General features: G+C 60.8%; 24 protein-coding genes and 2 pseudogenes. 8 read left to right on the top strand and 18 right to left on the bottom strand.

Going from position 1 to position 26555, the window contains the following annotated elements:
• Positions 1-61 precede the first annotated feature (61 nt).
• The 5 genes from I8E17_RS10825 to I8E17_RS10805 form a co-directional block, all read right to left on the bottom strand.
• Complete coding sequence (locus tag I8E17_RS10825; protein ID WP_069612692.1) at positions 62-1906, bottom strand: ABC transporter ATP-binding protein; 1845 nt, start codon at positions 1904-1906, stop codon at positions 62-64.
• 270 nt (positions 1907-2176) lie between these two features.
• Positions 2177-2380, bottom strand: coding sequence for a hypothetical protein (locus tag I8E17_RS10820; protein ID WP_069612691.1), 204 nt, complete (start codon positions 2378-2380; stop codon positions 2177-2179).
• Between the two features lie 100 nt (positions 2381-2480).
• Positions 2481-3320, bottom strand: a complete 840-nt coding sequence (locus I8E17_RS10815) for an anti-sigma factor (RefSeq protein WP_069612690.1) — start codon at positions 3318-3320, stop codon at positions 2481-2483.
• A gap of 3 nt (positions 3321-3323) precedes the next feature.
• Positions 3324-3836 (bottom strand): RNA polymerase sigma factor, encoded by a 513-nt coding sequence (locus I8E17_RS10810; RefSeq protein WP_069612689.1) that lies wholly within the window; start codon positions 3834-3836, stop codon positions 3324-3326.
• Between the two features lie 400 nt (positions 3837-4236).
• A complete protein-coding gene (locus tag I8E17_RS10805) occupies positions 4237-5175 on the bottom strand; it encodes a metallophosphoesterase (protein WP_113366425.1) in 939 nt (312 codons plus the stop codon).
• 50 nt (positions 5176-5225) lie between these two features.
• On the opposite strand from I8E17_RS10805, the gene I8E17_RS10800 reads away from it, so the two are divergent.
• A complete protein-coding gene (locus tag I8E17_RS10800; RefSeq protein WP_069612687.1) occupies positions 5226-5717 on the top strand; it encodes an NUDIX domain-containing protein in 492 nt (163 codons plus the stop codon).
• A 15-nt stretch (positions 5718-5732) separates the two neighbouring features.
• Here I8E17_RS10800 and I8E17_RS10795 read toward each other — a convergent pair whose 3' ends face one another.
• Positions 5733-6722 (bottom strand): glutathione S-transferase family protein, encoded by a 990-nt coding sequence (locus I8E17_RS10795; protein WP_069612686.1) that lies wholly within the window; start codon positions 6720-6722, stop codon positions 5733-5735.
• Positions 6723-7071: 349 nt separating this feature from the next.
• Here I8E17_RS10795 and I8E17_RS10790 point away from each other — a divergent pair, with 349 nt between their 5' ends.
• Positions 7072-7644, top strand: a complete 573-nt coding sequence (locus I8E17_RS10790; protein WP_069612685.1) for an N-acetyltransferase — start codon at positions 7072-7074, stop codon at positions 7642-7644.
• Between the two features lie 33 nt (positions 7645-7677).
• Here the strand turns inward: I8E17_RS10790 and I8E17_RS10785 are convergent, their stop codons facing one another.
• The 5 genes from I8E17_RS10785 to I8E17_RS10765 are packed head-to-tail and all read right to left on the bottom strand — an operon-like array spanning position 7678 to position 14962.
• The gene (locus I8E17_RS10785; protein ID WP_069612857.1) at positions 7678-8103 is read right to left on the bottom strand and encodes a GNAT family N-acetyltransferase; all 426 of its coding nucleotides are present in this window, start codon (positions 8101-8103) and stop codon (positions 7678-7680) included.
• A gap of 2 nt (positions 8104-8105) precedes the next feature.
• Positions 8106-10178: a hypothetical protein gene (locus tag I8E17_RS10780; RefSeq protein ID WP_069612684.1), complete on the bottom strand. Its 2073-nt coding sequence runs from the start codon at positions 10176-10178 to the stop codon at positions 8106-8108.
• A gap of 1 nt (position 10179) precedes the next feature.
• The gene (locus tag I8E17_RS10775) at positions 10180-13005 is read right to left on the bottom strand and encodes a DUF4159 domain-containing protein (RefSeq protein WP_069612683.1); all 2826 of its coding nucleotides are present in this window, start codon (positions 13003-13005) and stop codon (positions 10180-10182) included.
• Positions 13002-13922 (bottom strand): DUF58 domain-containing protein, encoded by a 921-nt coding sequence (locus I8E17_RS10770; protein WP_069612682.1) that lies wholly within the window; start codon positions 13920-13922, stop codon positions 13002-13004. The genes I8E17_RS10775 and I8E17_RS10770 overlap by 4 nt, the downstream gene beginning before the upstream one ends.
• 26 nt (positions 13923-13948) lie before the next feature.
• The gene (locus tag I8E17_RS10765) at positions 13949-14962 is read right to left on the bottom strand and encodes a MoxR family ATPase (protein WP_113366424.1); all 1014 of its coding nucleotides are present in this window, start codon (positions 14960-14962) and stop codon (positions 13949-13951) included.
• A 167-nt stretch (positions 14963-15129) separates the two neighbouring features.
• Between I8E17_RS10765 and I8E17_RS10760 the strand changes: the two genes are divergently transcribed.
• The 3 genes from I8E17_RS10760 to I8E17_RS10750 are packed head-to-tail and all read left to right on the top strand — an operon-like array spanning position 15130 to position 17638.
• Positions 15130-15753, top strand: coding sequence for a DUF1285 domain-containing protein (locus I8E17_RS10760; RefSeq protein WP_069612680.1), 624 nt, complete (start codon positions 15130-15132; stop codon positions 15751-15753).
• On the top strand, positions 15750-16385 hold the full coding sequence (locus I8E17_RS10755) for a CoA pyrophosphatase (protein ID WP_069612679.1): 636 nt from the start codon (positions 15750-15752) through the stop codon (positions 16383-16385). The genes I8E17_RS10760 and I8E17_RS10755 overlap by 4 nt, the downstream gene beginning before the upstream one ends.
• Entirely contained in the window at positions 16382-17638 is a 1257-nt protein-coding gene (locus tag I8E17_RS10750) for a CCA tRNA nucleotidyltransferase (RefSeq protein ID WP_069612678.1), read from the top strand. Before I8E17_RS10755 ends, I8E17_RS10750 begins: the two co-directional genes overlap by 4 nt.
• A gap of 42 nt (positions 17639-17680) precedes the next feature.
• On the opposite strand, the gene I8E17_RS10745 is transcribed toward I8E17_RS10750, so the two are convergent.
• The 3 genes from I8E17_RS10745 to hemF form a co-directional block, all read right to left on the bottom strand.
• A complete protein-coding gene (locus I8E17_RS10745; protein ID WP_069612677.1) occupies positions 17681-17866 on the bottom strand; it encodes a DUF1059 domain-containing protein in 186 nt (61 codons plus the stop codon).
• Between the two features lie 129 nt (positions 17867-17995).
• Positions 17996-18274 (bottom strand): hypothetical protein, encoded by a 279-nt coding sequence (locus I8E17_RS10740; protein ID WP_069612676.1) that lies wholly within the window; start codon positions 18272-18274, stop codon positions 17996-17998.
• Between the two features lie 185 nt (positions 18275-18459).
• Entirely contained in the window at positions 18460-19371 is a 912-nt protein-coding gene (hemF, locus tag I8E17_RS10735) for an oxygen-dependent coproporphyrinogen oxidase (protein ID WP_069612675.1), read from the bottom strand.
• A gap of 171 nt (positions 19372-19542) precedes the next feature.
• Here hemF and I8E17_RS10730 point away from each other — a divergent pair, with 171 nt between their 5' ends.
• The gene (locus I8E17_RS10730) at positions 19543-19803 is read left to right on the top strand and encodes a hypothetical protein (protein WP_041677939.1); all 261 of its coding nucleotides are present in this window, start codon (positions 19543-19545) and stop codon (positions 19801-19803) included.
• 89 nt (positions 19804-19892) lie between these two features.
• Here the strand turns inward: I8E17_RS10730 and I8E17_RS10725 are convergent, their stop codons facing one another.
• Together I8E17_RS10725 and I8E17_RS10720 are read right to left on the bottom strand one after the other, a co-directional pair.
• Positions 19893-21044 (bottom strand): hypothetical protein, encoded by a 1152-nt coding sequence (locus tag I8E17_RS10725; protein WP_069612674.1) that lies wholly within the window; start codon positions 21042-21044, stop codon positions 19893-19895.
• Between the two features lie 51 nt (positions 21045-21095).
• The gene (locus I8E17_RS10720) at positions 21096-21641 is read right to left on the bottom strand and encodes a tRNA (cytidine(34)-2'-O)-methyltransferase (protein ID WP_083258165.1); all 546 of its coding nucleotides are present in this window, start codon (positions 21639-21641) and stop codon (positions 21096-21098) included.
• 393 nt (positions 21642-22034) lie between these two features.
• On the opposite strand from I8E17_RS10720, the gene I8E17_RS10715 reads away from it, so the two are divergent.
• Positions 22035-23888, top strand: coding sequence for an ABC transporter ATP-binding protein (locus I8E17_RS10715; protein ID WP_069612673.1), 1854 nt, complete (start codon positions 22035-22037; stop codon positions 23886-23888).
• 40 nt (positions 23889-23928) lie between these two features.
• On the opposite strand, the pseudogene I8E17_RS10710 reads toward I8E17_RS10715, so the two are convergent.
• Both I8E17_RS10710 and I8E17_RS10705 read right to left on the bottom strand, forming a co-directional pair.
• Positions 23929-24203, bottom strand: a pseudogene (locus I8E17_RS10710) (type II toxin-antitoxin system RelE/ParE family toxin).
• Positions 24203-24476 (bottom strand): annotated as a pseudogene (locus I8E17_RS10705) (ribbon-helix-helix domain-containing protein). The pseudogenes I8E17_RS10710 and I8E17_RS10705 overlap by 1 nt, the downstream one beginning before the upstream one ends.
• A 205-nt stretch (positions 24477-24681) precedes the next feature.
• Here I8E17_RS10705 and I8E17_RS10700 point away from each other — a divergent pair.
• Positions 24682-26544, top strand: coding sequence for an ABC transporter ATP-binding protein (locus I8E17_RS10700; RefSeq protein ID WP_112720927.1), 1863 nt, complete (start codon positions 24682-24684; stop codon positions 26542-26544).
• The last annotated feature ends 11 nt before the right edge of the window (positions 26545-26555 follow it).

The raw sequence follows: 26555 nt of genomic DNA, 5'->3' as shown, positions 1-26555 counted from the left end.
GCTTGGTTGCAGCTCTGATTTGACAAGCCCCTCGATTGTAGAGGGGACTTTTTGTTGCGTATCAGTTGGCAACCGGCTCGTCGTCTTCGATGAAGCCGCCGGATTGGTGCGACCATAGCGTTGCATAGATGCCATTTTGGGCGATCAGCTCCGCATGCGTGCCATCCTCGATGATGCGGCCGTGGTCGAGCACGACGATGCGGTCCATGCGCGCGATGGTCGACAGGCGATGCGCGATGGCGATGACGGTCTTGTCTTCCATGATACCGTAAAGCGTATCCTGGATTTCGGCTTCGACTTCCGAATCGAGGGCAGATGTTGCCTCGTCGAGCACGAGGATCGGGGCATCCTTCAGGATAGCGCGCGCAATCGCGACGCGCTGCCGCTGACCGCCGGAAAGCTGGACGCCACGTTCGCCCGCATGCGCATCGAAGCCGGTTCTTCCTTCCTGGTCCCTGAGGCCCGCGATGAAATCGCTGGCCGCAGCCTTCTCTGCCGCGGCGAGAACCGCATCCTCCGAAAAGCGGGGATTGCCATGGGCGATGTTATCACGGATGGAGCGGTGAAGGAGCGACGCTTCCTGGCCGACCACCGCAATCTGCCGGCGCAAGCTATCTTGCGTCACCTGTCGAATATCCTGGCCATCGATTTCGATGATGCCGGCTTCCGGATCGAAGAAGCGCAGCAGCAGGTTGACCAGGGTCGATTTGCCGGTGCCCGAGCGGCCGACGAGGCCGACTTTCTGGCCTGCCTCAATTCGAAGCGAGATGGCGTCGAGCCCGCCATCTTCCTTGCCGTAGTGATGGGTGACCTCCCTGAAGGCGATCTCGCCCTTGGTGACGGCAAGCTGCTTGGCGTCCAGGGCATCGGTAATTGCAAGCGGCTGCGAGACGGTCAGCAGCGATTGCCGCATGGCGCCGAGATGGGCAAAAAGCGACGATACCGCGTCCAGCATCCATTCGGCCATGCCGGTTATGCGGAAGCTCAGCGCCAGGGATGCCGTGATCAACCCGAGTGGTGCGCCGCCGGATTGCCAGAGGACGACCGCGTAGCCAACGAGCGCGACAATGAGGAAGCTGCCAAGGAACAGCATGCTCGAATTGACCAGCACCTCGAGCCTCTGCACCTGGACGAATGTTTCGCGCGTTTGAGCGAAACGACGACGGGCTTCCTTGTCTTCCGCCTTTGCATCGGCAAACAGCTTGATGAGGTCGATATTGGCATAGCTGTCCACCAGCATGCCCGTCAGCTCGGCATAGGCTCCCTGGTATTGCGCGGAGGCTTTCTGCAGGCGAGGGATGACATAGGCCATCAGTGCGAGATAGCAAAACAGCCACACCGCCAGGGGCCAGATGAGGCGCGGGTCGATCGAGGCCATCAGCCAGAGCGAGCCGGCCACATAGATCGTGACAAAGGAGAGCGTATGCAGGACCTGATAGGCCGCACCCGTTGCTGCCGTGCCAATGTCGCGCACCTGGCTGGCGATTCGACCGGAAAAGTCCTGACGGAACCAGCCGACCGATTGCCGAAGGACATGGCCGTGAGCCCGCCAGCGGAACAGCGTCTCGGCATTCGGCCGGAACGCGATGTCATCCAGGCTTTCGCGGAGATAGCCGGCAAGAGGCCGTCCGATCAGGACGAGGGCGGCCGCGGCGAGCAGGCCGAATCCTTCGGACGCCCAGAAATCCTCGCGCCGGGCGGCAGCGAGATCGTCCACCAGCCGGCTCGAATAGCCGATGAGCCAGATCTCGATGATGGCGCCGATCACGGTCAGACCGAGGCTGATTGCCATGACCGTGCGAAACGGGCGAAGATTGGTTAGGAGATAGCGCCAGGCGTTGGGTGATGGCTGCGGCTCGTCATGATTCTGAAACGGATCGACAAGCTCTTCGAAGCGACGAAACATGAGCGCCCTCCACGGGCGAAAGATAACAATCTGATGGTGGGGCCGATAAAGCAGCCCTTCACGGCACTGCCTTTCAGCGGTGGTTTCCTGTGCCGTGATTTTTCATCAGAGTGCTCTCCTCATTGGTCGCTGCAACCTCTATAGCGTGTATCAGCGCCGATGTCAGCAGCAATTGTATCGTGATCGTTCGACATAGAAGGGCGAGTGCCGTTCTTTCCACGGCTCGCGTCGAACTCGTCCGAGCATATGTGCTTCAATGGTGAGTTTTGCTCAGGCCTTGCCCTTGGCAAGCTCATCGCGCTGCTTCGTCAGACGCTCGAGCTCTTCTTCCTGCTCGGCTATCCGCTCAGACGTCCGTTCTTCGTCGGCGGCGCCGGAAAAGGCTGCTGCCTGCTCGATCAGTTCGCGAAGGTTTTCCTTTATCGCCGCGATACGCCTGTCGATTTCAGGAATGGTCAGCAGAATGTCGGACATGTCGGAACTCCAGCAAGACTATCGGGCTCATGCGGTTGTCGCCGCCTATTATCCATCGGCCGGCCGGCAGCCGCAAGGCGCAAAACGGATGGGATATCAGTCAGATTTCCGAGGATACCCGATTGGCGATCTGATCGAGCATCGCATCCGAGGAGGGGCCGACGATCGCATAGGTGGTGCCGTTGCGGTGCCAGGACACGATGCTGATATCGTCCTTGATGGTTTCGCTGAAATCGTCGTCGGCAACGCCGTCCGTCTTGGTAAAGCAGATGGCGACGACATCACCGTCGAGGTTCTTGTAGATCAGCTGGCCGACTGGCTTGCCGGCTGCGATGGACATGCGCGCGCCTTGGAAGACGAGACCATCGGCAGCAAGGTCCGGAAAATTGAATTTGACGCCGACCGTGCTCGCCAACCACTTGGCGATCTCGTCCAGCTGGCTTGCCTGCAGCTCGACCATACGCTGCGGCTGGCGCGAATAGATGCGGTGATAGGCGGCGATATCATCCAGCCAGTTGCGTGTCATAGCCTGTGTCGGGGTCGGCGGAGGACTCGCCGGGACGTCAGCTGGCTGCATGCCGAAAAGATAACCGATGCCGCCGCCGACGGCGAACAGGATGAGAGCTGCGGCCAGCGATTGCTTGCCCGTGGGCGCCAATTTCAACGATTGCCGGGTGAGGCGGGGAGAGGGATCTCGGGTCTTCGGAGGCTGGGCGCTTTTGATGGAGCGAACGAGCGCCAGCGGCACCGGCTCCTTCAAAACCTCGTCAAAAGCCTTGCGGCCAACATCGGAGCCATGCTTCAGCTCATCGAAAATACGCCGCGCGTTCGGATCCGAGGCGATGAGCTTTTCCAACTCTTCTTTTTCTTCGCGGCTCATCTCGCCATCCATGAAGGCGGACAAGCGGATTTCGAGCGGCGTTTTCTTCATGTCCTGCAATGCTTAAAACCTTCGAGGCGAGCGACTATGACCCTGGGAGGCAAGGTAAAGGCGTGCGCTGGAGAGCCTTGACATCACTGCCGACAAAGGGATGCCGAGGACGTCGGCAGCCTGCTTGTAGCTGTGCCCTTCGACGTCGACCAGCAGGAAGACACTGGCAAGTCCTTCTGGCAAAGATGTGACGAGACGATGTGCTTCGCCGGCTTCTACGAGATTTAAATGGGTGCCGGATATCGGCTCGCCCTGTTCCAGTGCACTGCCCTTCGCGGCGGGGCGCAGTTTGTGGCGTCGCGCTTCATCGACCCATTGATGCCGGGCCATAGTATAGAGCCAGCTTTCCAGCTTGCCGCCGCTGTTCCAGAGATGGAACTTGGCTATGCCGCGCTGACAGACGTTTTGAACAAGCTCGTCCGCCTCGGCGAGATCGCCGGTCAGCGTCACCGCAAAGCGGCGAAGCTTCGGAAGAAGGCCGACCAGATCGCGTCTGATATCAGTGGCTACTACCGGCGTTGGCATGATCGTTCCAGGAAGGCGTTGGAGGTTGTTACATCGACAATCTGCTTCCGCGATGCACAGCCTTCCCCGTAAGAAAGGTGATGCGAGCGGAATAATTGTCCTGTGCTGGTATGAACCATTTCCGTGCCGTTTCGCAAGTCTTCAAAAGCACCCGCGCGTTTGACTGTCATTCTTACCGCAGTAATCCCACAATGTGTCAGCCGGTCTTGTCCCGGCGCTGGTCCGAGCCCTACAAGAAGCCGCAACCGGCCGGATACAGGCTCCGAAAACCGGCATGCGGTGCTCCTTTGTCATGACCTCAAAATCCATGCCGCATTTCGGGATTCCAATGCTTCGATTGTAGCCCCGTATCTTAGAAAACGCTACCAAAACGATGCGCACGACGACGCTAAAAGGCTCATCATGTCGCCAGAATATCGAAGCCTTCGGGGTCGACGCCGCTGCCGTCGTCGCTGAGGCTGTAACGCTCCGCCTTCAGTTCCCAGGCGCCCGGCCGGCCGGCGATGGTGAAGAGATTATAGGCCGCGCGCGGCTTCAACCCGCCGACCCCTTGCGATGCTGAGGCGATCCCGACGACCGGGACCGGGCCCATGTGGCCGCGCAGCCAATGCAAGGTGTTGAGATGTGTGTGGCCATGCAGGACAAGTTCGGCGCCGCCGGTCGAGATGACGGCGGCAAAACGGCGAATGCCGATCATCCGCTTGTAGAAACTGGTTGCACCGCGAATGGGCGGGTGATGGATCATGACGACGCGAAAGAGCCCGGCATCTCCCGCTGCGCGCAGAATATTGACCGTCTCGCGCGCCTGGCGTGAGGAGTAGAAGCCGCTTGCGGCAAAGGGCGGGGTGGCGACGGCTGTAGAGCAGCCAACAAGCGCGACCTGACCGCGGATACGCAGATAGGGGAAAATGTGCTGGTCTTCCTGCCATTCGGCAGGAGCATCGTCGCCGCGGACATAGGGATACCAGGAGCGCATGGCCCTTTCGTAGGCGCCGGGCACATAGGCATCGTGATTGCCGGGAACGACTGAGGTGTGGAGAGGATCGCCGACGGTCTTCAGCCACGCGGCTGCTGTCTGGATCTCCATGCCGCTCGCAAGGTTGACGAGATCGCCGGTTACGGCGAGATGATCGGCCTGCCTCGCCTTGATGTCGTCAAGAAGGAGATCGAGCGTATCGCCAAAAAGATGCTTGCGCCGGTTCCGGTGCCAGTTCACAAATCCGGTAATGCGTTTGGAGGCGAGTTCTCTGATCGAAAGACGTGGCAGTGGACCAAGGTGAACATCGGAAATATGCGCGAGCTTGAACATGGGATGAGACATAGCCCACTCTATTGTCAAAACAAATACATCCCCAATCCAATTGTAGATCGCGACGCCGGGGTTCAGGCATGAGCGAAGACAATCGACGCGACGAAAGGCAGAGTTTGGCTGTGCGTCTGTTAGGCCGGGCGCTGCATGTCTATTTCGTGCTGACCCGCAGCATGACCATCGGCGTGCGTGCGGCCTGCTTCGATCGCGAAGGGCGGATCTTTCTGGTTCGGCATTCCTATATCGCCGGATGGCATATGCCCGGCGGCGGCGTCGAACGCCATGAGACAGTGGAGCAGGCGCTTGAGAAGGAGCTGCGCGAGGAAGGCAATCTGGCGATCTCAGGCAAGCCGCAGCTCTTCCACGTCTATTTCAACAATCACACCAGCAAGCGCGACCACGTCGTCTTCTATCGCGTCGAGGTTACCCAGACCTCGCCGCGCAAGCCGGATCGCGAGATCGTCGAAAGCGGCTTCTTTCCCATCGATGCGCTGCCGCCAGGCACGACCAGGGCCACCTATCGCCGGCTGAGAGAGTTGGAGGGGGTATCGGCTCCCTCCAGCTATTGGTAGTCTCCGACGCTTGGATCAGGCAGCCTTTGCCAGCCGCTCGCGCCCATGCGGGCGATCGAAATCCAGTTCCGGCCCGATCGGCACAATGCCTGTCGGATTGATGGTCTTGTGGCTGCGATAATAGTGGTTCTTGATGTGCCTGATGTTCACCGTCTCGGCAACGCCGCCGATCTGATAGAGATCCCGGAGATAAGCCGAGAGGTTGGCATAATCCGCAATGCGCCGGATGTTGCATTTGAAATGTCCGACATAGACGGCGTCGAAACGAACCAGCGTCGTGAACAGCCGCCAATCGGCCTCCGTCACGCGATCGCCGAATAGATACCGCTGCGGCGCCAGTCGCTCATCGAGCATATCGAGGGTTTCGAAAAGGCGGAGTGCGTTTTCCTGATAGGCTTCCTGCGTCGTCGCAAAGCCGGCCTTGTAGACGCCGTTGTTGACCGTATCGTAGACGCGCTCGTTCAATGCATCGATATCGGCCTGCAGATCGGTGGGATAGAAATCCGCCGTGGAGCCGGTCAGGCCATCGAAGGCCGTATTGAACATGCGGATGATTTCCGCGGACTCATTGTTGACGATCGTGCCGGTCTGCTTGTCCCAGAGAACGGGGACGGTCACGCGGCCGGAATAATGCGGATCGGCCTTGACATAGACCTCCCAGAGCTTCGTCGCGCCGAAGAGATGGTCGACAGTGCCGCCATCCTGTCCTTTGAATTCCCAGCCGTTTTCCAGCATCAGCGGATCGACGATCGAGACGGAAATCAGCTCCTCCAGCTTTTTCAGCTTGCGGAAGATCAGGGTTCGATGCGCCCAGGGGCAGGCAAGTGAGACGTAGAGATGATAGCGTCCGGCCTCTGCCTTGAAGCCGCCGGTGCCGGTGGGGCCGGCGCTGCCGTCCACGGTGATCCAGTTTCGAAACTGCGACGCGGCGCGCTTGAAATGGCCTTTCGTCTCCTTGGTATCGTACCAGACGTCATGCCAGACGCCGTCCACCAACATGCCCATTGCTTGATCCTTTCGGGAAACTGCCGAAACTATATATCTAGAGATACGGCATGCGCGCCGGATTTCGAGACGGCAAATGATGAACACTGCGTCATAGGTGCTGTCGGCGAGCTCATGTGGCGGCGTGAAGCTTCAGAAAAGACACGATGCCAGCACGATCCTGCATGAATGAACGGCAGGATGCATTTTGCATTGGACGCGCCGAATATTTCCTGCTATCCGGCTTTTCACAGTTTAAGGACCCCTTGTCATGAAAGTAACCAGAAGCCTGCGACGACGCCGATGATCTTGAACGCTCCATGAGCGCTTTCGGGAACAATATCGTCCGTCTATCTGGTTTTCTGGGCTAATGTACAAGCACGATCTGGTCTACCTCACTGAGGATGCGTCGCACGACGCTGCTATCGAACTCATCAACGAAGAAGCTTTCGGTCCGGGCCGGTTTACCCGTGCTGCTGCTCGCATTCGCGAGCAGGGGCCTCATGACCGGTTGCTGTCCTTCATCTGCGCCGATGATGGCGAGACAATCGCTTCCGTGCGGATGACGCCGGTGCTGGCCGGATCGGTTAAGGGACACCTGCTCGGCCCACTTGCCGTGCGTCCGTCCCACAAGAACAAGGGGATCGGCCGCGAGCTCGTGCGGATCGCGGTGGCGGCCGCTCGGCGCAAGGGATCGGAAGCCGTCATCCTGATCGGCGATCCGCCCTATTATTGCCCGCTCGGTTTCGAGAAGGTCGCCTACAACGCACTGACCTTCCCGGGGCCTGTCGACCCAAACCGGGTGCTGGTCGTGCCGATTGCCGGGGATACGCATGCGCGGCTGCATGGCTTAATCGCGTGGCGCGATGATTCCGCTACTGCCATGGAAGCCGAAGACGACGATCTGGATGATGTCGTACAGTTCACTGCGATCGCTGTCTGAGGCGCCATCAACGAAAAATCGCCCTGCTTGATGTCAGCGGGGCGACAACGTCTTCCTCAGAAAGAATCGGCTGCGACCGGCCGGGAAATCCGGCAGTTCGCCGAAGATGGCATAGCCCTGCCGTTGATAGGCTTTCAGCGCCTGCGGATTGAAGGTATCGATCCATGCGCCGAAACAGCCCCGCGCGCTCGCCTCCGCTTCCGCCGCGTCCAGCAGCTTGCCGGCCATGCCCTGGCCGCGCAGGCTTTCCGGTACGAAAAGCCATTGGGTGAACAGCCATCCCCAGGCGGTATAGCCGGATATGCCGCCGATGGTCTTGCCGGCATCGTCGCGGATCAGAACGGCCAGGGATTGCCGGCCGGACGGGCCGACGTCGATGGTGTTGAACGCCGTCAATCCCTCGCTGATGGCCGCGAGCTCGCCTTCGGATGGCGTATCGGTCACTTCGATCTTCATCACATTCATCGTCCTTCGCGCCACCATGTGGCGGAGAAAGCAAAGAGAAGGGCGGCAAGGCCGGCAAAGCCTGCAAAGAGCGGCAGGGTATTGATCCCCTTCAGCACGGTTTCGTCGGTCATGCGGATGGTCAGGCGCTGATCGTCGGCGACGCGAACGGCGCCGCGCACCGGCAGAACCTGCGGCACCGTCACGCCACCATTTGCGGCGGCAACGCGGGTGACGAGGCCCTTCGTTTTTTGTGCCAGCGGTTTCAGTGTCTCGGTGGTCGAGATCATCGCCTTGAATTCCGGAGCATCGATTGCGCCGATATGAACGAGTGTCGACAGATTGCCGCTGGCGATCTGGTAGAGCCCGATTTCGTTCATATGCTTCTCGGCTTGATAGAGACCCGGTTGGGTCTGCCTCAGCGGCACGGTTTCCGTCTGGCCGGAAGGCAATTTGATCGTAGCGGGGCCGGGATCGTTGCCGATCGTCTGGCGCGTTACCTGCAGCGTGCGCCCGGCGGCATTGGCCGTCAGGGCCTCTTCTTCCAGTGCCGGCTCTTTCAGCAGCCAATGGGCGATGCGGCGGTAGAGCGAGACATGTGGGCCGCCGCCTTCGAAGCCGCGTGCCCAGAGCCAGCCCTCGTCGGAGAGCAGCATGGCGACACGCCCCTGGCCGACGCGGTTCAGCACCAGCAAGGGACTATCGTCAGCGCCGACCATCACGGTCTGGCCTTGCGGCCTTTCCACGTCGACGCTGCGGAACCAGCGGCCCCAACGTGGCGGCTCGGTTTCCGAGCCATCCAGCCCGCGCGTGACGGGGTGTTTCTTGCCTTGGTCGGACAGGCGCGGATAGAAGGCTTTTTCGATCATCTGACCTGTCGGCTCGGCCGGCAGCACCGAGGCAAGCGGCGTCAGCGCGATCGAACTGCCTCCGGCATGTTCGGGGCCGGCCGCGACCAGCAAGGCGCCGCCGTTTTCGACATATTGCGCCATGTAATCATAATAGATCGTGGGCAGGACGTTTTGGCGATCCTGATAGCGGTCAAAGATGATCAGGTCGAAAGAGCTGATCTTGTCGACGAAAAGCTCGCGGGTCGGGAAGGCGATCAGCGACAACTCGTTGATCGGCGTGCCGTCCTGCTTATCCGGCGGGCGCAGGATGGTGAAGTGCACGAGATCGACCGAGGCGTCCGATTTCAACAGGTTGCGCCAGGCGCGCTCGCCGGCATGCGGCTCGCCCGAGACGAGCAGGACGCGCATGTTCTGGCGGATGCCTTCGATCAGCTGGACTGTCTGATTATTGATGCCGGTGACTTCGCCAGGCACTTCGGCGACTGCGAATTCGAGGACATTGTTGCCGGCGCGCGGCACCTTGAAGCTGAAGGGCGTGTCCTGGCCGGGCGTCGCCTGCAGGGTGGCGATCTCGTCGCCATTCATCTTGACCGTCACCGCTGCCGTGCCGCCGGGGCTCTTGCCATCGTCGACGACACGGAAGACGAGCTGCTGCTCTTCGTTGACAAGACCGAAGCGAGGTGCACGCACGATCTCGATGCGGCGATCGAATTCGTCCGGTTTGCCGGTGATCAGCCCGTGGACAGGCCCGTCAAAGCCGAGCTGCTGATTGACGCCGGGGATGTCGTGGATCTGGCCGTCGGTCAGGAAGATGGCACCGCCGATACGCGCGGGCGGGACGTCGGCGATTGCCGAGGAGAGAGCGGAGAAAAGCCGTGTCGACGGAGATTCCGATTCCGCCGGATCGCGGAATTCCACGATCCTGGGCTCGATGCGGGGGAATTGCGCCAGCCGATCCTTGAGCATCGCCAGGGCTTCGTCCGTCATCTTCGCACGTTCCGGCGTCTGCTGGCTGAGGCTGCGGTCGACGACGACGGGCACGACCGTCGTCAGCTGATCGCGATCCTCCTGCATCAGCACCGGGTTGGCGAGTGCCGCCAGCAGGGCGATGCCCGCCAGAGCGCGTATCCAACCGCCGCGCAAACGCCTGTAGATCGCCAGCGCCGCGATGGCGAGCGTCAGCACCGCCAAAGCGGCAAGCACTGGCCAGGGGAGGAAGGGGGCAAAACCGATATTCATATTATTGCCCCAAGCGTTGCAGGATATCGGGAACGTGAACCTGATCGGACTTATAATTTCCGGTCAGCATGTACATCATGATATTGACGCCGGTGCGGTAGGCATATTCCCGCTGCGTTTCGTCGGGAGGCACGGTCGGCAGCAGCGGCGAGCCGTTATCGCCGACGGCCCAAGCGCCGGCGAAATCATTGCCCGTGATCATGATCGGCGTCACCCCGTCGGAGGTGGCGACCGCGTTTGCGTCGCGTCGGGCATCCTGACGCGCTTCCACCCAGAGCGGGCTGTCTGCATAGCGGCCGGGGAAGCTCGACAGGAGGTAGAAGGATTTGGTCAGCACATGGCCGGCAGGCACCGGCTCCAGGGGAGGGATGTCGAGATTGGCAAGGATCTGCTGCAGTCGCTGGCCGTTGGGGCTCGGCGACGAAGTGTCGCCCATCGTGTCGATGGCGTCACGCGTATCGAAGAGCACGGTTCCGCCGTTGCGCATATAGGCGTCGATGCGGTTGATGGCGTCGTTGGACGGCATTGGCGCGGTTGCTGAAATCGGCCAGTAGATCAGCGGGTAAAAGGCGAGTTCATCCTTGGCAGGATCCACCCCTACCGGCGGGCCTGGTTCGAGCGTCGTACGATAGGTGAGATAGTCGGAGAGGCCGGCAAGCCCGCGCTCCGAAATGTGATCCACGTCCGTTTCGCCTGTCACGACATAGGCGAGATGCGTCTTGTCGAGCCGCGAGAAGATGGCATCGTCGCCAGGTTTGGAATCGTCGGCGAGTGCATGTGCCGGATGAAGGAACATGGCGAGCGAGGCAGCCAGCAGTAGCATTGCCGTGCCGCCCGCAATCGTCTTGGCCGATCTGCCCAGGCGTGGAAAGGCACCGTTCATGAACAGTACGATGATGCTGTCGGCGAGCAGCAGGAGGAAGGCGAGGGTAAAGAGGATCGGCTTTGCCGACCAGGCCTCGCCCCCGATAAGGCCTTCGCGCGCGACAGCACCGGCCGCCGAGGTATCCAGCGGCTTGAGCACTGCGCCGCTCGGCAGGGTGTTGAGCGCGCTGAAGCCCTCTTCGGAACCATAGAGGCCGGGCGGGTTGTCGAAACTTGCGACTGCGGCTCCCTTGTTGCTTGGTTCCAGCGGGCGGGCGCTGCCGATCTCGCTGGTCAACACGCCCTTGGCGGACAGGAGTCGATAGGGTGGCATTGCTTCGCTTGTCTTCGAGGCAGCCGCTTGCCCCGGAGCCACGCCACCGGCACGTGACAATTGTACGATACGGCGCAGCATCTCGACGAAATCGCCTGATATCGGCAGATCCGACCATTGTGGCTCGGCGCTGACGTGGAAGAGCACGATACGGCCGGCCTGCATCTGCTTTTCGGTCACCAGCGGCGTGCCGTCGGCAAGGCTTGCCCAGGTGCGCTCGGCGAGATCCGGTGTCGGCTCGGCCAGAACCTGCCGTTTGATCAGGACATCATCCGGCTTCGGCATGCCGGCGAAGGGGCCGAAAGAGGGGAAATCGGCAAGCGGCTGCGGCTCGGCCCAGGAAAGAGCGCCGCCGAAGGTGCGCTCGCCCTGCCGCAATGTGACCGGGACTAAAGGATCGTCGGCGGGGGCTGCGGCAAGGCGCGGCCCGGCGAAGCGGACGAGCGTACCGCCATTCTCGATCCACTTCTGCAGCGGTGCGTAGGTTTCCTGCGGCAGGCGGCCGACATCAGCCATGATGATGACGGAGGGATTGCCCGCGAGCAATTGGGGGATCGATTTTGCCAGATCGGCGCTGTTGGGCTGAGTGAGATCGGCATAGGGCTGAAGGGCGCGCTGGATATAATAGAGCGGCGACAGGATCGGCTGGAATTCGTCGGCGGCCTGTCCGGAGAGGAGCGCCACGCGGCGACGGCGAAAACCATCGTCCAGCAGATAGACGCTGCCGGCGCTTGCCTGGCGGTCGATGCTGATGCGGGCGAAATCGTTGCGCATTTCGAAGGGCGCTGCAATGGAGCCGGTCGCAACCGTCTGCCCGCCCGCGAAGTCAAGCGAACCGGCGGCGATTGGCCGTCCCTGATTGTCTTGCGCCGTCAGGCCGAGGCGCATCGAGCCATTGCCGTTCAGCCGTGTGGCTGTGACGGTCATGTTGCTGGCGGTATTGGCTGCGCCAGTGAGCGCGACTATATCGCGGCCGTCGCCCTCGATCAGCCGCAGCTCGCTCGGCTGCAGCGCGGCAAGGCGGCTGACGATATCGTCCCTGTCCCTGCTCTCGATGCCATCGGAGATGAAGGCGATAGTACCGGGCTTCATGCCGTTGAGCGCCGCCTTGACGGCGTCGGCGGCGCGCCGGCGATCCGGCACCAACGGCTGCGGGTTCATGGCATGCAGCTTGTCGCGAGCTGATGTCGCCGCACCGGGTGTTGCATCGTTACTCTGTTCGGCAGTGAAGGCGATCGAAACGGGAATGCCCTTGGCGTCGGCATCGTCGATCAGCGCGTCGGCCGTGCGCACGCGGCGTTCCCAGTCGGAGACGCTTGCCCAGCTATTGTCGATCATCAGCACCAATGGGCCACCGCTCGACAGCGTGTTGGTGCGCGGATTAAACATGGGATTGGCGATGGCAAGAATGACCAGGGCGGCAAGCAGCATGCGCAGCAGCGTCAGCCACCACGGGCTGCGCGCCGGGGTTTCCTCGCGCTTGAGGACAGCAGCCAGAATGCGCTGCGGCGGGAATACTTCGGTGCGCGGCTGCGGCGGTGTCAGGCGCAGCAGCCACCAGATCGCAGGAAGCAGAATGAGCGCTGCCAAGATGGCCGGCGATGCGAATGCGAAGGAGAGACCGCTCATGGCTGGCCTCCAGACGCGACCCTCGCGGGCATGCCTGAGAGATACATGTGCACGGCGACCAGCGCTTCGGAAGCCGGGCGGTCGGTGCGGTGGCTGACGAAGGTCCAGCCGAGATGGCGCAGCGATTGGCCGAGATTTTCGCGCCGCGCCAGATAGGCGCGCTGATAATCGTCACGCAGGTTTTCCGCGCGGCCGGCGATCAGCTTCGAGCCCGTTTCGGGATCGCTGAATTCGGTGCGCCCGCTGTAGGGAAAGAGTTCTTCGGCGGGATCGGCAACCTCGATCACATGACCGCGCAGACCGCGGCGGGCCAAAGGTCCAATCCTGCCCATGACGCTATCGGCGTCGTCGAGAAAATCGCCGATCAGCACGATATCGCTCCAGCCACGGATCATCGCTGTCTGCGGAAGGCCGCCTTCGAGCGGCGTATGCATCAGAGCCGCAGCCAGACGCTCGGCAGCGTTGCGGGTCGAAACCGGCTCCATAATGCCCGGGCAGCCGATGCGCTCGCCAGAGCGAGACAGGATTTCCGCCAGCGCCAGCATCAGGACGAGCGCGCGGCCCTCCTTGGACACATGGCCATAGGTCGATTTATACATCATGGATGGGGAGAGATCGGCCCAGAGCCAGATCGTATGCGCTGCCTCCCATTCATGATCACGGATATAGGTATGATCGTCGCGCGCCGAGCGCCGCCAGTCGATGCGCGACAGGCTTTCGCCTTCGGTATAAGGGCGGAACTGCCAAAAATTCTCGCCGATGCCGCGCTTGCGCCGGCCATGCCATCCGGCGATGACCGTGTTGGCAATGCGCTTGGCTTCGACCAGGCAATCCGGCACGAGGGCGGCGCGGCTGCGGGCTCGGGAGAGGGCATCATTGCCTGAGGTCGGTCTGATGATCTGTCCGATGGATGCCACGCGCTATACTCTCCTCGACATCCGGGTTACGACTTCGACTGCTTGACCAGCCCTGAAATGACATCGCGTACGGACATGCCTTCGGCGCGGGCTGCGAAAGTCAGCGCCATGCGGTGTTCCAATACTGGCTCGGCGAGTGCATGAATGTCGTCGATCGACGGTGCAAGCCGGCCCTCGTAAAGAGCGCGGGCGCGGGCGCAAAGCATCATCGCCTGGCCGGCGCGGGGGCCAGGACCCCAGGCGACGTGCTTGTCCGTCGAGGCATTGCCCTGGCCCGGGCGGACCGAACGCACGAGCGACAGGATTGCATCGACGACGCCGTCGCTGACGGGCATCTGGCGGATGAGCTGCTGAATTTCGAGCAAGCGTTCGGCATCGATGACCGCCTGCGGCGTTGCCTCGCTCAAGCCAGTGGTTTCGAGCAGGATGCGGCGCTCGTCGGCAAGCTCGGGATAATCGACATCGACCTGCAGTAGGAAACGGTCGAGCTGGGCTTCCGGCAGCGGATAGGTGCCTTCCTGCTCCAGCGGGTTCTGCGTTGCAAGAACGTGGAACGGAGCGGGCAGATCGTATCGCTGGCCGGCGATGGTGACGTGATATTCCTGCATGGACTGCAGCAGAGCAGACTGCGTGCGCGGCGAGGCGCGATTGATTTCGTCGGCCATCAGCAATTGCGCGAAGACCGGACCCTTGACGAAACGGAAGGAACGGCGGCCGGTTTCGTCCTGGTCCATGACTTCGGAACCGAGAATATCCGAGGGCATGAGGTCCGGCGTGAACTGCACGCGGTTGGAGGCGAGGCCGAGAACGGCGCCGAGTGTCGTCACGAGCTTCGTCTTGGCGAGACCCGGTACGCCCACAAGCAAGGCATGACCGCCGGCGAGCACGGCCAGAAGCGTGTTTTCCACGACGCTTTCCTGACCGAAAATGACCTTCGACACCTCTTCGCGGACGCGGGCGATATCGCCCAGTGCCTTTTCGGCTGAGGCGATAATGGCCTGCTCGTCGAGGCTCGTTTCGGTCGATTTGATCATGCCCATTTGCGTCTCCAATGGCAGAAAAACGGTGCGCGCGATTCGCAGACGTTACACATTTGCCTCATAATCAATACAACTTATCGCCAGCAAGACCGCTGACAAGCACGTTTCAAATGACTATCTCGTGAGAACTGTCATATTCCTGACTAACGACCAACCGGGACAGAAGAATGGCAACCGAGGAAATCAGGACAACGGGCGATGCCGCAAGCCTCGCGGCGCTGATTTCGCGTGCGGCTGGCGATAGCGGCGGCTCCAAGAAGGGTTTGCCGCCCGTCGATCGCTGGAATCCGCCGTTCTGCGGCGATATCGACATGGAGATCCGCGCCGACGGCACCTGGTTCTATCTCGGCACGCCGATCGGTCGCGCGCCGTTGGTGCGGCTGTTTTCCACAGTTCTGCGCAAGGACGAGGACGGGAAGACCTATCTTGTGACGCCTGTGGAAAAGGTCGGCATCCGCGTTGTTGATGCGCCGTTCGTGGCCGTCGAGATGAGCGTGACGGAGCGTGAGGGCAGACGGGTGCTGACCTTCCGCACCAATGTCGGCGATGTCGTTGAGGCGGGCAGGGATCATCCGATCCGTTTCGTCATCAGCGGTGAGAACGATGAATTGAAGCCTTATCTGCATGTCCGCGGGCGGCTTGAGGCTCTGGTGACGCGTGCGGTCATGTATGATCTCATCGAGCTTGGTGAGCCCGTCGTGATTGCCGGGCGAGAGATCTTCTGCGTGCGTTCCGGCAGCTCCATATTTCCCGTCATGCCGGTTGCCGAACTGGATGCACTGACTCGATGAATGAATTTCCCCTTTATTCCGCGGATGAATTCCGCCGTCGCGCCCTCCACCAGAGTGGTGGGCCGGTGGAGCTTGCGTGGCGTGATCACGGCGATCATCTTCTCAATCCCGAGACCATTTCACAGGTCGCGGATCTGAAGCTCAAGGACGCCGCCGTGCTGGTGCCTGTCGTCGACAGCGGCGACGATGCCAAGGTGATCTTCACGCTTAGAACTTCGACGCTGCGCAAGCATTCCGGTCAGATCGCCTTTCCGGGTGGTGCCATCGATCCGGAGGACGCCTCGCCGGAAATGGCGGCGGTGCGCGAAGCCGGCGAGGAAATCGGGCTGGCCGACATCTTCATCGAGCCAGTGGCGCGGCTGCCGCATTATCTCGCAGCGACCGGCTTTCGCATCACGCCCATTCTCGCCGTGGTGAAGCCGGGCTTTCATCTGGCTCTCAATCCGACCGAAGTGGAGGATGCCTTCGAGGTGCCGCTCTCCTTCCTGATGGACCCCGGCCACCACGTGACCGATACGATGCTTTGGCAGGGGACTGAACGCCATTTCTACCGCATGCCCTATGGGCAGCGCATGATCTGGGGCATTACCGCGGGCATCGTTCGCACGCTTTATGAAAGGCTTTATACATGACGTCCGTTGCCGATGAGGCCTGGTTTCGCGATGAGGCATTGCAGCGGGTGCTGGCGCTGCTCGATGCCGATGGCGGCGAGGGGCGCGTGGTCGGCGGTGCCGTCCGCAACAGCCTGATGGGGCTGCCCGTCGCCGATATCGATATAGCCACAACTCTTTTGCCGGAAACGGTTGTGGAACGAGCAGAGGCGGCCGGAATCAAGGCGGTACCAACAGGCATTGCGCATGGTACGGTCACTCTGGTCATCGACGGAAAGCCGTTCGAAATCACCACCTTGCGACGCGATGTGGAGACGGATGGGCGGCGCGCCGTAGTGGCCTTCAGCCAGGATTGGCAGGCCGACGCCGAGCGGCGGGACCTGACGATCAATGCGCTCTATGCATCCGCCGATGGCGAGGTCGTGGATCTCGTCGGCGGGCTTGCCGATCTGGAACGCCGCAATATCAGGTTCATCGGCGATGCTGCGACGCGGATTGCCGAGGATCACTTGCGCATCCTGCGCTTCTTCCGCTTCTTCGCCTATTATGGCAGCGGCCGTCCCGATGCCGATGGCTTGCGCGCCTGTGCCGCCGCAAAGTCGAAGATATCAACACTCTCGGCCGAGCGTGTCTGGTCCGAGATGAAGAAGCTGCTGGCAGCCCTGGACCCGGGCAGGGCGCTGCTCTGGATGCGCCAGATCGGCATTTTGACCGAAGTGCTGCCGGAAACCGAAAAATGGGGCATCGACGCCATTCCTGGGCTGATCGCCGCCGAACAGGCTCTCGGCTGGCCGCCGGAGGCTCTGCTTCGTCTTGCAGCCATTTTGCCGCCCGATGCGGCAAGGCTTGCCAAGCTTGCCGAGCGGCTGCGCCTCTCGAAAGCGGAAGGCGCCTATCTGCAGGCTTGGGCGAATGCGCCTATCGTCAAGGACGATATTTCGGAAGCGGCCTTCTATCGCCTGCTTTATCGCCACGATCCAGCGGGGATTGTGGTTCGCCTTAAGCTGGCGCTTGCTGTTGCGCGGAGCAAGGCGGAAGGCGATTTCGAGGAAATGGCCCGCGTGGCGCGGCTCGGAAAATTGCTGGAACGGGCGGCAAAATGGAAGAAACCCACTTTCCCGCTCAATGGCGCGGATGCGCTCGCGGCGGGCGTCAGTGCCGGGCCGCGCGTGGGCGAGCTTTTGACCAAGCTCGAGCAAGAATGGCTCGACGGGAATTTTACGATAAACCGGGCGAGTCTTCTCGCCCGATTGAAGGATTTGGCCAATGCCTGATAATGAGGCCTGATTGGCGGCGCTGGCTGGCCGGCCCGCCAATCAGGCCGCGTTGGCCTCGTCGCGAATCCTTGCTTTGATATTGTCGACCATGTTTTCGCGGATGATGGTTTCGCCATGCGCCTCGCGCAAGTGCTCGACGGCGCGACGAACCACTTCGGCGTCATCCTTGGCGCGGGTGTGCCAGGCACAGCCGGGCACGAGCGTACCACATTCGAACAGTCGCATATCTTCCTCCTTTATCTTTCAGTCGTTTTCGTCACTTCACGCGAAGGGCATGAAGGCCTAAACGTGATGGGTGAGAAAAGGTTTCTGCCCTCCGGTAGGCCTATCGTTCGCCGGCATCGGTTTCAGAATTCAATCCGGCATTGCCCAGGATTTGAAGCAGTCCGACGACTGATACCTGGTAATCGGCGCCTGTCTTGCCGAACGATCAGCTGCAAAGCGGGCAATATCCTTCGGGGACTTGCCTGCCAATTGCATTCTTACCTGCTCGATGAAGCAGGAAAGGGGCAGATCGGAACCGCTGCGGATCCGCATATCCTCCGCCAGTCGAATGATGAATTCCGGACTGTCGACTGCGCGAGACAGTTTCTTTTCTTTCGAAGCTTCCGTGACTTGTTTCTCTGCTGCCATTACAACCTCCTCCGATTGAACGAGCATTAGGTCACTTAGGCATCCCTCCCGCTGATTTCAGAGCGTTGTCCGATCATTTGATATTGAGCGCTTCAAGCGCATGCCGATCTTTCAATCGTTTGCTGCGCTTGAGGTTTTCAGCATGTCGCGATGACAAAATCGCCGCCCAGCTTACACGACATGTTTCACGGCCAACGCACCACAGGCGGTAGAGACGATAGGATCGACTCGACGTTGCCGCCTGTCTTCAATCCGAATATTGTACCCCTATCGTAGAGCAAATTGAACTCCACATAACGTCCGCGGCGAATTAATTGCTCGTCACGGTCTTCTTCCGTCCATGTTTCATTGAAATTCGAGCGGACGAGGCGCGGGTAGACCATCGCGAAGGCACGGCCGACATCGCGGGTAAAGGCGAAATCCGCGTTCCAGCCGCCGGCTTCCTCCGTCGAATGCAGCCAGTCGAAGAAGATGCCGCCGATGCCGCGCGGCTCGTTGCGGTGCTTCAGGAAGAAATATTCGTCGCACCAGCTCTTGTAGCGTTGGTAGTCGGCGACGGCATGGCGGTCGCAGACGATCTGCATGGCGCGGTGGAAGAGGGCGCTGTCGGGATCTTCCTGGGTGCGTCGGCGATCGAGTACCGGCGTCAGGTCGGCGCCGCCGCCGAACCATTGGCTCGTCGTCACCACCATGCGAGTGTTCATATGCACGGCCGGCACATTCGGGTTCACGGGGTGGGCGATCAGCGACAGGCCGGAAGCCCAAAAGCGGGGATCTTCCTCCGCGCCAGGAATCTGGCTGCGAAAGTCGGGAGAGAATTCGCCATAGACGGTCGAGGTGTGGACGCCGACCTTTTCGAAGACGCGGCCCTCCATCAGCGACATGCGGCCGCCGCCACCCTGGCCCTTGTCCCTCTGCCAGTCCTTGGCCACGAAGCGGCCTGGTTCCTGGTCGGAAAGGGGGCCGGTCAGCTCGTTCTCCAGCTGCTCGAACTCAGCGCAGATCGTGTCGCGCAGGCCCTCGAACCAATGTCGCGCTGCCTCTTTCTTTTCTTCAATATCCTCGGGTAATCCCTTGGGAAGATTGGGTCGTTCCATTCACGCTCTCCGACGGTGCGAGCAGCCGGCGGCCCGCGATTCGCACCGTATGTATCGTGAGTTGGAATATCAGCAAGATTGCGGCGCAGCCAGTGCAGCAACGTCGCAGGAGAATCGACTCGCAAATTTCACAATGCGGTATTATGTTCCCTCTCTCAAAGGCGAGGTTTTATCATGAAGATACCTGGACCGCCGCCCCTGGATGGGTTGAGAAACAGAATATTCCGCTACCGGCAGGACCATCCCGCCGGTGGAAAGAGCGAATTCGTTCGCGAGACCTTTTGTCTCAGTCGCCCGGAAGCGCGCGAAAAGGCGCGTGAATGGTTCAACGAGTTCCCGAAAGCCGCCTATTGGACCGAAGTCGAAAGCTGGCGTCAGGTCGACGGCGATCGCATCGAATTCACCATGCGGCGCTTGCCATCGGCGGACTGAACCGGACGATACGGCGCTCGCATCGACGGGTGATGGCTCTTGAAGTGTGTTCCCGTTTCTCCGAGGCGGGCTGGCGATTGGTTGTCAGCTCAATGCGGCATGGTCGGTGGCGGATCATCCGACGGGCCGAACGCGGGCGGCTGAGCGCTTGGCATGGGCCTCGGGGAGAAAGCTTTCATGACCTTCTCGATCGCAGTCGTATTACCCCCGGCCGAAGGCGAGGGAGACTTTGTCTCTGGTATTGCCGCCCGCTCGGTCGCGGCACCGAGCTTTGCAGCTTGGTGTTCTCCAGCTTTCTGATCTTCGGCAATGGGTGATGCCGCGAGAATCTCCATCAGCGTGATGGTCACCGGCAGGTGGCCGCCTAAATCGGTGTTCGTGTGATGCCATGCATGCGCGACGCGCTGATCGGCGTGGATGAACCGTCGGGAATTGATCTCGCCAAACCAGTCCCACTCGCCCATGACATCGATGACATCGTTGAATACCGGAGGCATCGCGATGCGCGCGCCGATCGTCACGATCTTCGTATGCCGCGCCAGCTCAGCAACTCGTCCTTCATCCTGCTTCGAGAGGTTATGCAGAGCGGCAGAAAGGACGAGATTGCCTTTGGAGTGGCCCGCCAGCAGAGGGAAGGAGAGTCGGGCATCGGCAAGAAGCGCCTGTACCGTTCTGGTGTCCAGGCTGGTGCGGGCAGCCGTTTCATTGCGCTGGGCTCCAACCTTCGGCCGGCCGGCAAGATCATCCAGGCTTTCAAGCAGCGGCCGGAGCCCCCTCAAATGACCGAAGAAAAACGATCCGCCGAAGACTTCAGTGATGGCGTCGGCGATACCGTAGCCTGAGACGACGACCGCGACCGGCGCGTCGATCGCATCGGCCACGTTGCGGGCAAAGGCGGCGGCACCGAGCGCGGAACCGCCGATGCCGGCGACTGCGAGCGCCCGGGCATTGCCGCCGCCGCGCAAGACGAATTCATCGATGGTTTCGCAGAGGGTGAGCGCCCCAAGGCCGCTCGGCGGCACGATCAGGATCGCGCCTTCGGCGGCGAGCGAGTCACTGATGTAGAAGGCTTCCTCGGGTGTGATGACCTTGACGTCGTAGAAGAGGGCGTCGAGGGCGAGATTGCGCTGGCGCAGGCCCTCGAGCGCAAGGTTGCGCAAAGGGGAGTGCTGGAGCCGTTCGGGGAGGCTCAATGTACGTGCAAACTGCGTGAGGGAAAGCGTGAATGCCGTCTGGAACATGGGTCACCTCGCCAAGGCTGCCTGAGTTAGAGCATTCCAGAGCCAAGCTTCTCACACTTTATCCGGCGTGCCAACGCCTATTCGGGTGCGACATTCAGGCCCGGTGCGGCCCCGGTGCGGCCCCGGTGCGGTAAGCGGCGGCCATTGCGTTTGCCGCAAGGCTTCCCCCGATATCATGGCGGCCGACATCGCAACATTGATGGAGCGTTGGCCCTCGACCATGGGGATCAGCACGCGGCCATCGGCCTTTTCATGCACATGCTCCGGCACGCCGGCGCTTTCGCGGCCGAAGAGGAGGATATCGTCGTCGCGGTAAGCAAAATCCGTGTACCGCTGGGCCGCCTTCGTTGAAGCCAGCACCAGCCGCCGCCCGCTTTCCTGCCTCCATGCCTCGAAGCGCTCCCAATTGACGTGCCTGGTCAGGGTGACGGCAGCAAGATAATCCATGCCGGCGCGCTTCAGATTGCGGTCCGATATGTCGAAGCCGGCCGGCTCGATAATGTCGACGCCGAGGCCGAGGCAGGCGGCGAGTCGCAGGATCGTGCCGGTGTTGCCGGGAATGTCGGGTTGGTAAAGGGCGATGCGCAGTTTTGTCATATGCTGCAACTAGCGAAATCGCCTCGATTTGTCTCAGATTTTTCGCGTGCCCCTCGTTTCTGTGATGTCTCCCATAAAGAGAATTGAAGGATTCAGCCCATTTTTCAGGCATATTTCGCTTTTCAAACAGAAAAAGTCGCGCTAAAAGACGGGCGCTCTACAACTTGCGAAAGAAGGAGGCACAGATGGATATCTTGTTTGTGATAATGCGCCTCCAGGCCGTGAACTCACGGATTTGACTGGCGCTACAAGGCGCGTATTCGCAAGTACCCCCTTCTTTTAAGTCATTGCGCGGCCGGCATGGCCTCGTTGTTTTATCACCCGGCCACCATATGAGTCTGCGATCTTTCAGCGCAGTGGGTGGTCGAAGGGTCGAGTCTTTGGAGCATTTCAATGTTTAGCTGGTTCGAACGCCGACTAAATCCATTTCCGAGCGAGGTGCCGGATACGCCGCCGCGCGGCCTTTTCGCCTTCTGCTGGCATTATTCCAAGCCGGCTCTGCCATGGCTGATCGCCATGAGCATCCTCACCATGTCGATCGCGATCGGTGAGGTGGCGCTGTTCCAGTTCCTCGGCGATATCGTCGACTGGCTGACACATGCGGATAAGGCGACCTTCCTGCAGACGGAATGGCACAAGCTGTTCTGGATGGGCGCGATGGTGCTGATCGGCTTGCCGGCTGCGGCGATCCTCGACAGCTTCATCATGCACCAGGTGCTGCTCGGCAACTATCCAATGATCGCGCGCTGGCAGATGCACCGCTTCCTGCTGCGCCACAGCATGACCTTTTTCGCCAATGAGTTCGCCGGTCGCGTCGCCACCAAGGTGATGCAGACCTCGCTTGCCGTGCGCGAGACGGTCATGAAGATCCTCGACGTCTTCGTCTACGTGTTCACGTACTTCCTGTCGATGATCCTCGTCATCGCGGCGGCTGACTGGCGGCTGATGATTCCGATCCTGGTCTGGCTTGGCGTCTATGTCGCCATCGTCGCCTACTTCGTGCCGGTGCTGCGCAAGATCGCCGCGCAGCAGGCCGATGCGCGTTCTATGATGACGGGCCGTGTGGTCGACAGCTATACCAACATCGCTACAGTGAAGCTGTTCTCCCATGCCGGCCGCGAAGAGAAGTATGCGAGGGCCGGCATGGAGGAATTCCTCGATACCGTGCACAAGCAGATGCGCAAGGTGACGCTGTTCCACGCATCGGTCTATTTCAACAACTGCGCGGCGCTGTTCATCGTCTCGTCTCTGTCGATCTGGTTCTGGCTCAGCGGCTCGATCTCCGTCGGCTCCATCGCCATTGCCATCGGGCTTGCCATGCGCGTCAACGGCATGTCGCAATGGGTGATGTGGGAAGTCTCGGCGCTCTTCGAAAACATCGGCACCGTCTACGACGGCATGGAGATGATGACGAAGCCGCACGATATCGTCGACAAGCCGGCAGCATCGCCGATCGTGGCCAAGCAGGGTGCGATCCGCTTCGACCACATTCGCTTCCATTACGGCAAGGCGAAGGGTGTCATGGAGGATCTGACCCTCGATATCCGCGCCGGCGAAAAGGTCGGCCTTGTCGGCCGCTCCGGTGCCGGCAAGACGACACTGATGAACCTGCTGCTGCGCTTTTACGATCTGGAGGGCGGCCGCATCACCATCGACGGCCACGATATCGCGGGCGTCACGCAGGACAGCCTTCGCTCGATGATCGGTGTGGTGACGCAGGACACGTCGCTGCTGCACCGATCCATCCGCGACAACATCGCCTACGGCCGTCCGGACGCGACCGACGAGGAAATCATCCAGGCGGCCAAGCGCGCCAATGCCTGGGACTTCATCGAGGGGCTGGTGGATATGCATGGCCGCACCGGGCTCGACGCGCAGGTCGGCGAGCGGGGTGTCAAACTGTCAGGCGGCCAGCGCCAGCGTATTGCGATCGCCCGCGTCTTCCTGAAGGACGCGCCGATCCTGGTGCTCGACGAGGCAACCTCGGCGCTCGATTCCGAAGTGGAAGCGGCAATCCAGGAAAACCTCTTCGCGCTGATGCACGGCAAGACGGTGATTGCCATTGCCCATCGCCTGTCGACGCTGACCGAGATGGACCGCCTCGTCGTTCTCGACAAGGGTCGGATCATCGAGATGGGCACACATCAGGAACTGGTCCAGGAGGGCGGCATTTATGCCGAACTCTGGAGCCGGCAATCGGGTGGGTTTTTGGCGGATCACGAGGAGGCTGAGGCGGCGGCGGAGTGATGAAGGGAACATTGGGGTGCTTCGGCACCCCATCATTGTTTCAGCGATCTTCTTGTCCGTGCCATATGCGCAGAATGAAAACAGTCGAGCCTGCAATTTCGTAGCGCATTTCATAAGCGCCTACCAGGATGCGCCTGACGTCGCGAGGCTCGATTCTTCAAGTCTTTCCCCGATGCGCGGATGCTGAAGGAGCTGCAGCGGAGCGGATGAAAGAGTTTGTGCGGCTCTGATTGCCGCAGGCCTGTTGACTGGTGCCAGAAAGTCGTAGACGCGGATCAAATCGGATTGTGCTTTCGCAGTCCACTTGATTTCGATCAACGGGATTGAGCCTCGTCTTCCGACGTGCCCAAGCCGCGCACCCAATCCCAAATAAGCTGATGGTCGACAACATTCCCGGCATCCACATCGGCCAGTGCTTCAAGTGTCAGCCTGTGACGCTCTTCCTGCAGAGCGACCCAATCATTGAGTGCTTGCTTCACGATCCATCCCCGGGAGCGCCAGCCGAGCGGCTATCTGGTCAACTTTTTCCGCCAACGACAGCGGAACATGTGTCGTCAGAACTTTCGTGTCGGCCGTCTTGTTGTTCATTTCGATCGCGTCCTATTCCTTGCTATAAAATAGGCGAATGATGGATTTTGTATAGATTTATCGGATTCAATCTTTCTGATTAAGTTTGATTAAATCACCGATGAGGAACGGAACTCAAGTGCGCGGCTGAACATGAAGAAAATATAACCCTTTCTGCGGCAGGCCGTGAGTTTGCGCGTGTCTCAAAATTCCCTATATCGCTGGCATGTTCATCCGTTCCGTGTTCCGTCTGTTCGAGACCTGGATTGATCCTTACTATCGCAGCGGCGATCTTCGGCCGCCGCGGTCGCTTGGTGCCTTCATCTGGTACTATGTCGGTCAGGCCAAGGGGCCTTTCCTGGCGATGGCGGCACTCGGCGGTGCCGTCGCGATGCTCGAGGCGGCGCTGTTCTGGTTCGTCGGACATCTCGTCGATATCCTTGACAAGGTGAAGCCGGGCGAGGGGTGGTCGGGGCTGCTTGCCGGCCATGGTGCGGCGCTGCTCGGCATGGTTTTCGTCGTGCTCGTGGTGCGCTTCGTTGTCGTCAGCCTCGGCGCATTGGTCGAGGAACAGGTGGTCGTGCCAGGGTTTCTCAATCTCGTGCGCTGGCAGGCTTATCGCCATGTGGCGAGGCAGTCCGTCGAATTCTTCCAGAACGATTTTTCCGGCCGTGTCGTCACCAAGGTCTGGTCGGCGGGGCAGGCGACGGGCGATCTCGTTGTGTCGCTGCTGCAGGTCGTTTGGTTCATCATCATCTATGCCGCATCGACCATCGCGCTGGTCGGCGGGCTGGACTGGCGGCTGGCGCTGGTCATCGCGGTCTGGATCGGCGTCTTCTCCCTGCTTGCGCGATATTTCGTGCCACGCATCCGCCGGCATGCCCGCAACGCGGCCGAAGCGTCCTCGATGCTGAACGGCCGCATGGTCGATGCCTACGCCAATATTCAGACGTTGAAGCTCTTTGGCCGGGAGGAGCAGAACGACCACTACATCCGCAATGGTTTCGACCGCTTCCAGGCGGCCGTCATGCCGTTCACACGATTGTTGACCGGCGTGCGCTCATCGCTGGCGCTGCTGTCAGGCGTCATGATCACCACGATCGGCGCGCTCGCCGTCCATCTCTGGCTGGCGGGTGAAATCTCGACCGGAGGCGTCGCCTTCACACTCAGCATGGTGCTGCGCCTGAACATGCTCTTCGGCCGGATGATGTCGCAGTTCAATGCCATCATGCGTAATCTCGGCACCATTCAAAATTCGGCCGAGATGATCTCCGAGCCCATCGGTCTGGTCGATCGGCCTGATGCCAAGGATCTGGTCGTCACCGGGCCGGAAATTCGTTTCGACGATGTGACGTTTCACTATGGGCGTGGCGGCGGCATCATCGACAATTTCTCTCTCAACGTGCGCGCGGGGGAAAAGGTCGGCATCGTCGGCCGCTCGGGAGCGGGCAAGACGACGCTCGTCAATCTGCTGTTGCGTTTCTACGATCTCGAGGGCGGGCGTATCCTGATCGACGGACAGGATATTGCCGCCGTCAGGCAGGAGTCGCTGCGTAGCGCGATCGGCATGGTGACGCAGGACACCGCTCTCCTCAACCGCTCCATCCGCGACAATATCCTCTTCGGTCGGCCCGACGCTAGCGACGAGCAGATGGTGGAGGCGGCCCAGCGGGCGGAGGCGGATCGCTTCATCACCGCTCTTGAGGATCAGAAGGGGCGCACTGCTTATGCCGCCCATGTCGGCGAGCGCGGTGTCAAGCTTTCAGGCGGCCAACGCCAGCGCATTGCGATCGCGCGCGTCATGCTGAAGGACGCTCCCATTCTCGTGCTCGACGAGGCGACGTCCGCGCTGGATTCGGAAGCCGAGGCCGTGCTGCAGTCCAATCTGGATGGTCTGATGAGGGGCAAGACCGTGCTTGCGATCGCGCATAGGCTGTCGACCATAGCCAAGCTCGACCGGCTAATCGTCATCGACAAGGGCGAGATCATCGAGGAGGGGACGCATGGCGAGCTGATCGCTCGCGGTGGCCTTTATTCCGAACTCTGGGCACGTCAGTCCGGCGGTTTCATTGCGGCGGATGCCGATTGAGCCACCCTGAA

Origin of the sequence: Rhizobium sp. AB2/73 (assembly GCF_020871915.1) — a bacterium.
In the GTDB taxonomy this organism is placed as follows: Bacteria; Pseudomonadota; Alphaproteobacteria; order Rhizobiales; family Rhizobiaceae; genus Rhizobium; species Rhizobium dioscoreae.
Note: the sequence above shows the minus strand (reverse complement) of the source record. Positions and strands in the feature narration are given on the sequence as shown.

Coding starts and splice junctions, on each gene's coding strand:
- I8E17_RS10740 (WP_069612676.1), bottom strand. CDS start 18,274: ATGGCAGCAGAGAAACAAGTCACGGAAGCTTCGAAAGAAAAGAAACTG.
- I8E17_RS10775 (WP_069612683.1), bottom strand. CDS start 13,005: ATGAGCGGTCTCTCCTTCGCATTCGCATCGCCGGCCATCTTGGCAGCG.
- I8E17_RS10700 (WP_112720927.1), top strand. CDS start 24,682: ATGTTCATCCGTTCCGTGTTCCGTCTGTTCGAGACCTGGATTGATCCT.
- I8E17_RS10795 (WP_069612686.1), bottom strand. CDS start 6,722: ATGGGCATGTTGGTGGACGGCGTCTGGCATGACGTCTGGTACGATACC.
- I8E17_RS10760 (WP_069612680.1), top strand. CDS start 15,130: ATGGCAACCGAGGAAATCAGGACAACGGGCGATGCCGCAAGCCTCGCG.
- I8E17_RS10715 (WP_069612673.1), top strand. CDS start 22,035: ATGTTTAGCTGGTTCGAACGCCGACTAAATCCATTTCCGAGCGAGGTG.
- I8E17_RS10790 (WP_069612685.1), top strand. CDS start 7,072: ATGTACAAGCACGATCTGGTCTACCTCACTGAGGATGCGTCGCACGAC.
- I8E17_RS10780 (WP_069612684.1), bottom strand. CDS start 10,178: ATGAATATCGGTTTTGCCCCCTTCCTCCCCTGGCCAGTGCTTGCCGCT.
- I8E17_RS10825 (WP_069612692.1), bottom strand. CDS start 1,906: ATGTTTCGTCGCTTCGAAGAGCTTGTCGATCCGTTTCAGAATCATGAC.
- I8E17_RS10765 (WP_113366424.1), bottom strand. CDS start 14,962: ATGGGCATGATCAAATCGACCGAAACGAGCCTCGACGAGCAGGCCATT.
- I8E17_RS10725 (WP_069612674.1), bottom strand. CDS start 21,044: ATGTTCCAGACGGCATTCACGCTTTCCCTCACGCAGTTTGCACGTACA.
- I8E17_RS10750 (WP_069612678.1), top strand. CDS start 16,382: ATGACGTCCGTTGCCGATGAGGCCTGGTTTCGCGATGAGGCATTGCAG.
- I8E17_RS10800 (WP_069612687.1), top strand. CDS start 5,226: ATGAGCGAAGACAATCGACGCGACGAAAGGCAGAGTTTGGCTGTGCGT.
- I8E17_RS10755 (WP_069612679.1), top strand. CDS start 15,750: ATGAATGAATTTCCCCTTTATTCCGCGGATGAATTCCGCCGTCGCGCC.
- I8E17_RS10745 (WP_069612677.1), bottom strand. CDS start 17,866: ATGCGACTGTTCGAATGTGGTACGCTCGTGCCCGGCTGTGCCTGGCAC.
- I8E17_RS10820 (WP_069612691.1), bottom strand. CDS start 2,380: ATGTCCGACATTCTGCTGACCATTCCTGAAATCGACAGGCGTATCGCG.
- I8E17_RS10810 (WP_069612689.1), bottom strand. CDS start 3,836: ATGCCAACGCCGGTAGTAGCCACTGATATCAGACGCGATCTGGTCGGC.
- I8E17_RS10720 (WP_083258165.1), bottom strand. CDS start 21,641: ATGACAAAACTGCGCATCGCCCTTTACCAACCCGACATTCCCGGCAAC.
- hemF (WP_069612675.1), bottom strand. CDS start 19,371: ATGGAACGACCCAATCTTCCCAAGGGATTACCCGAGGATATTGAAGAA.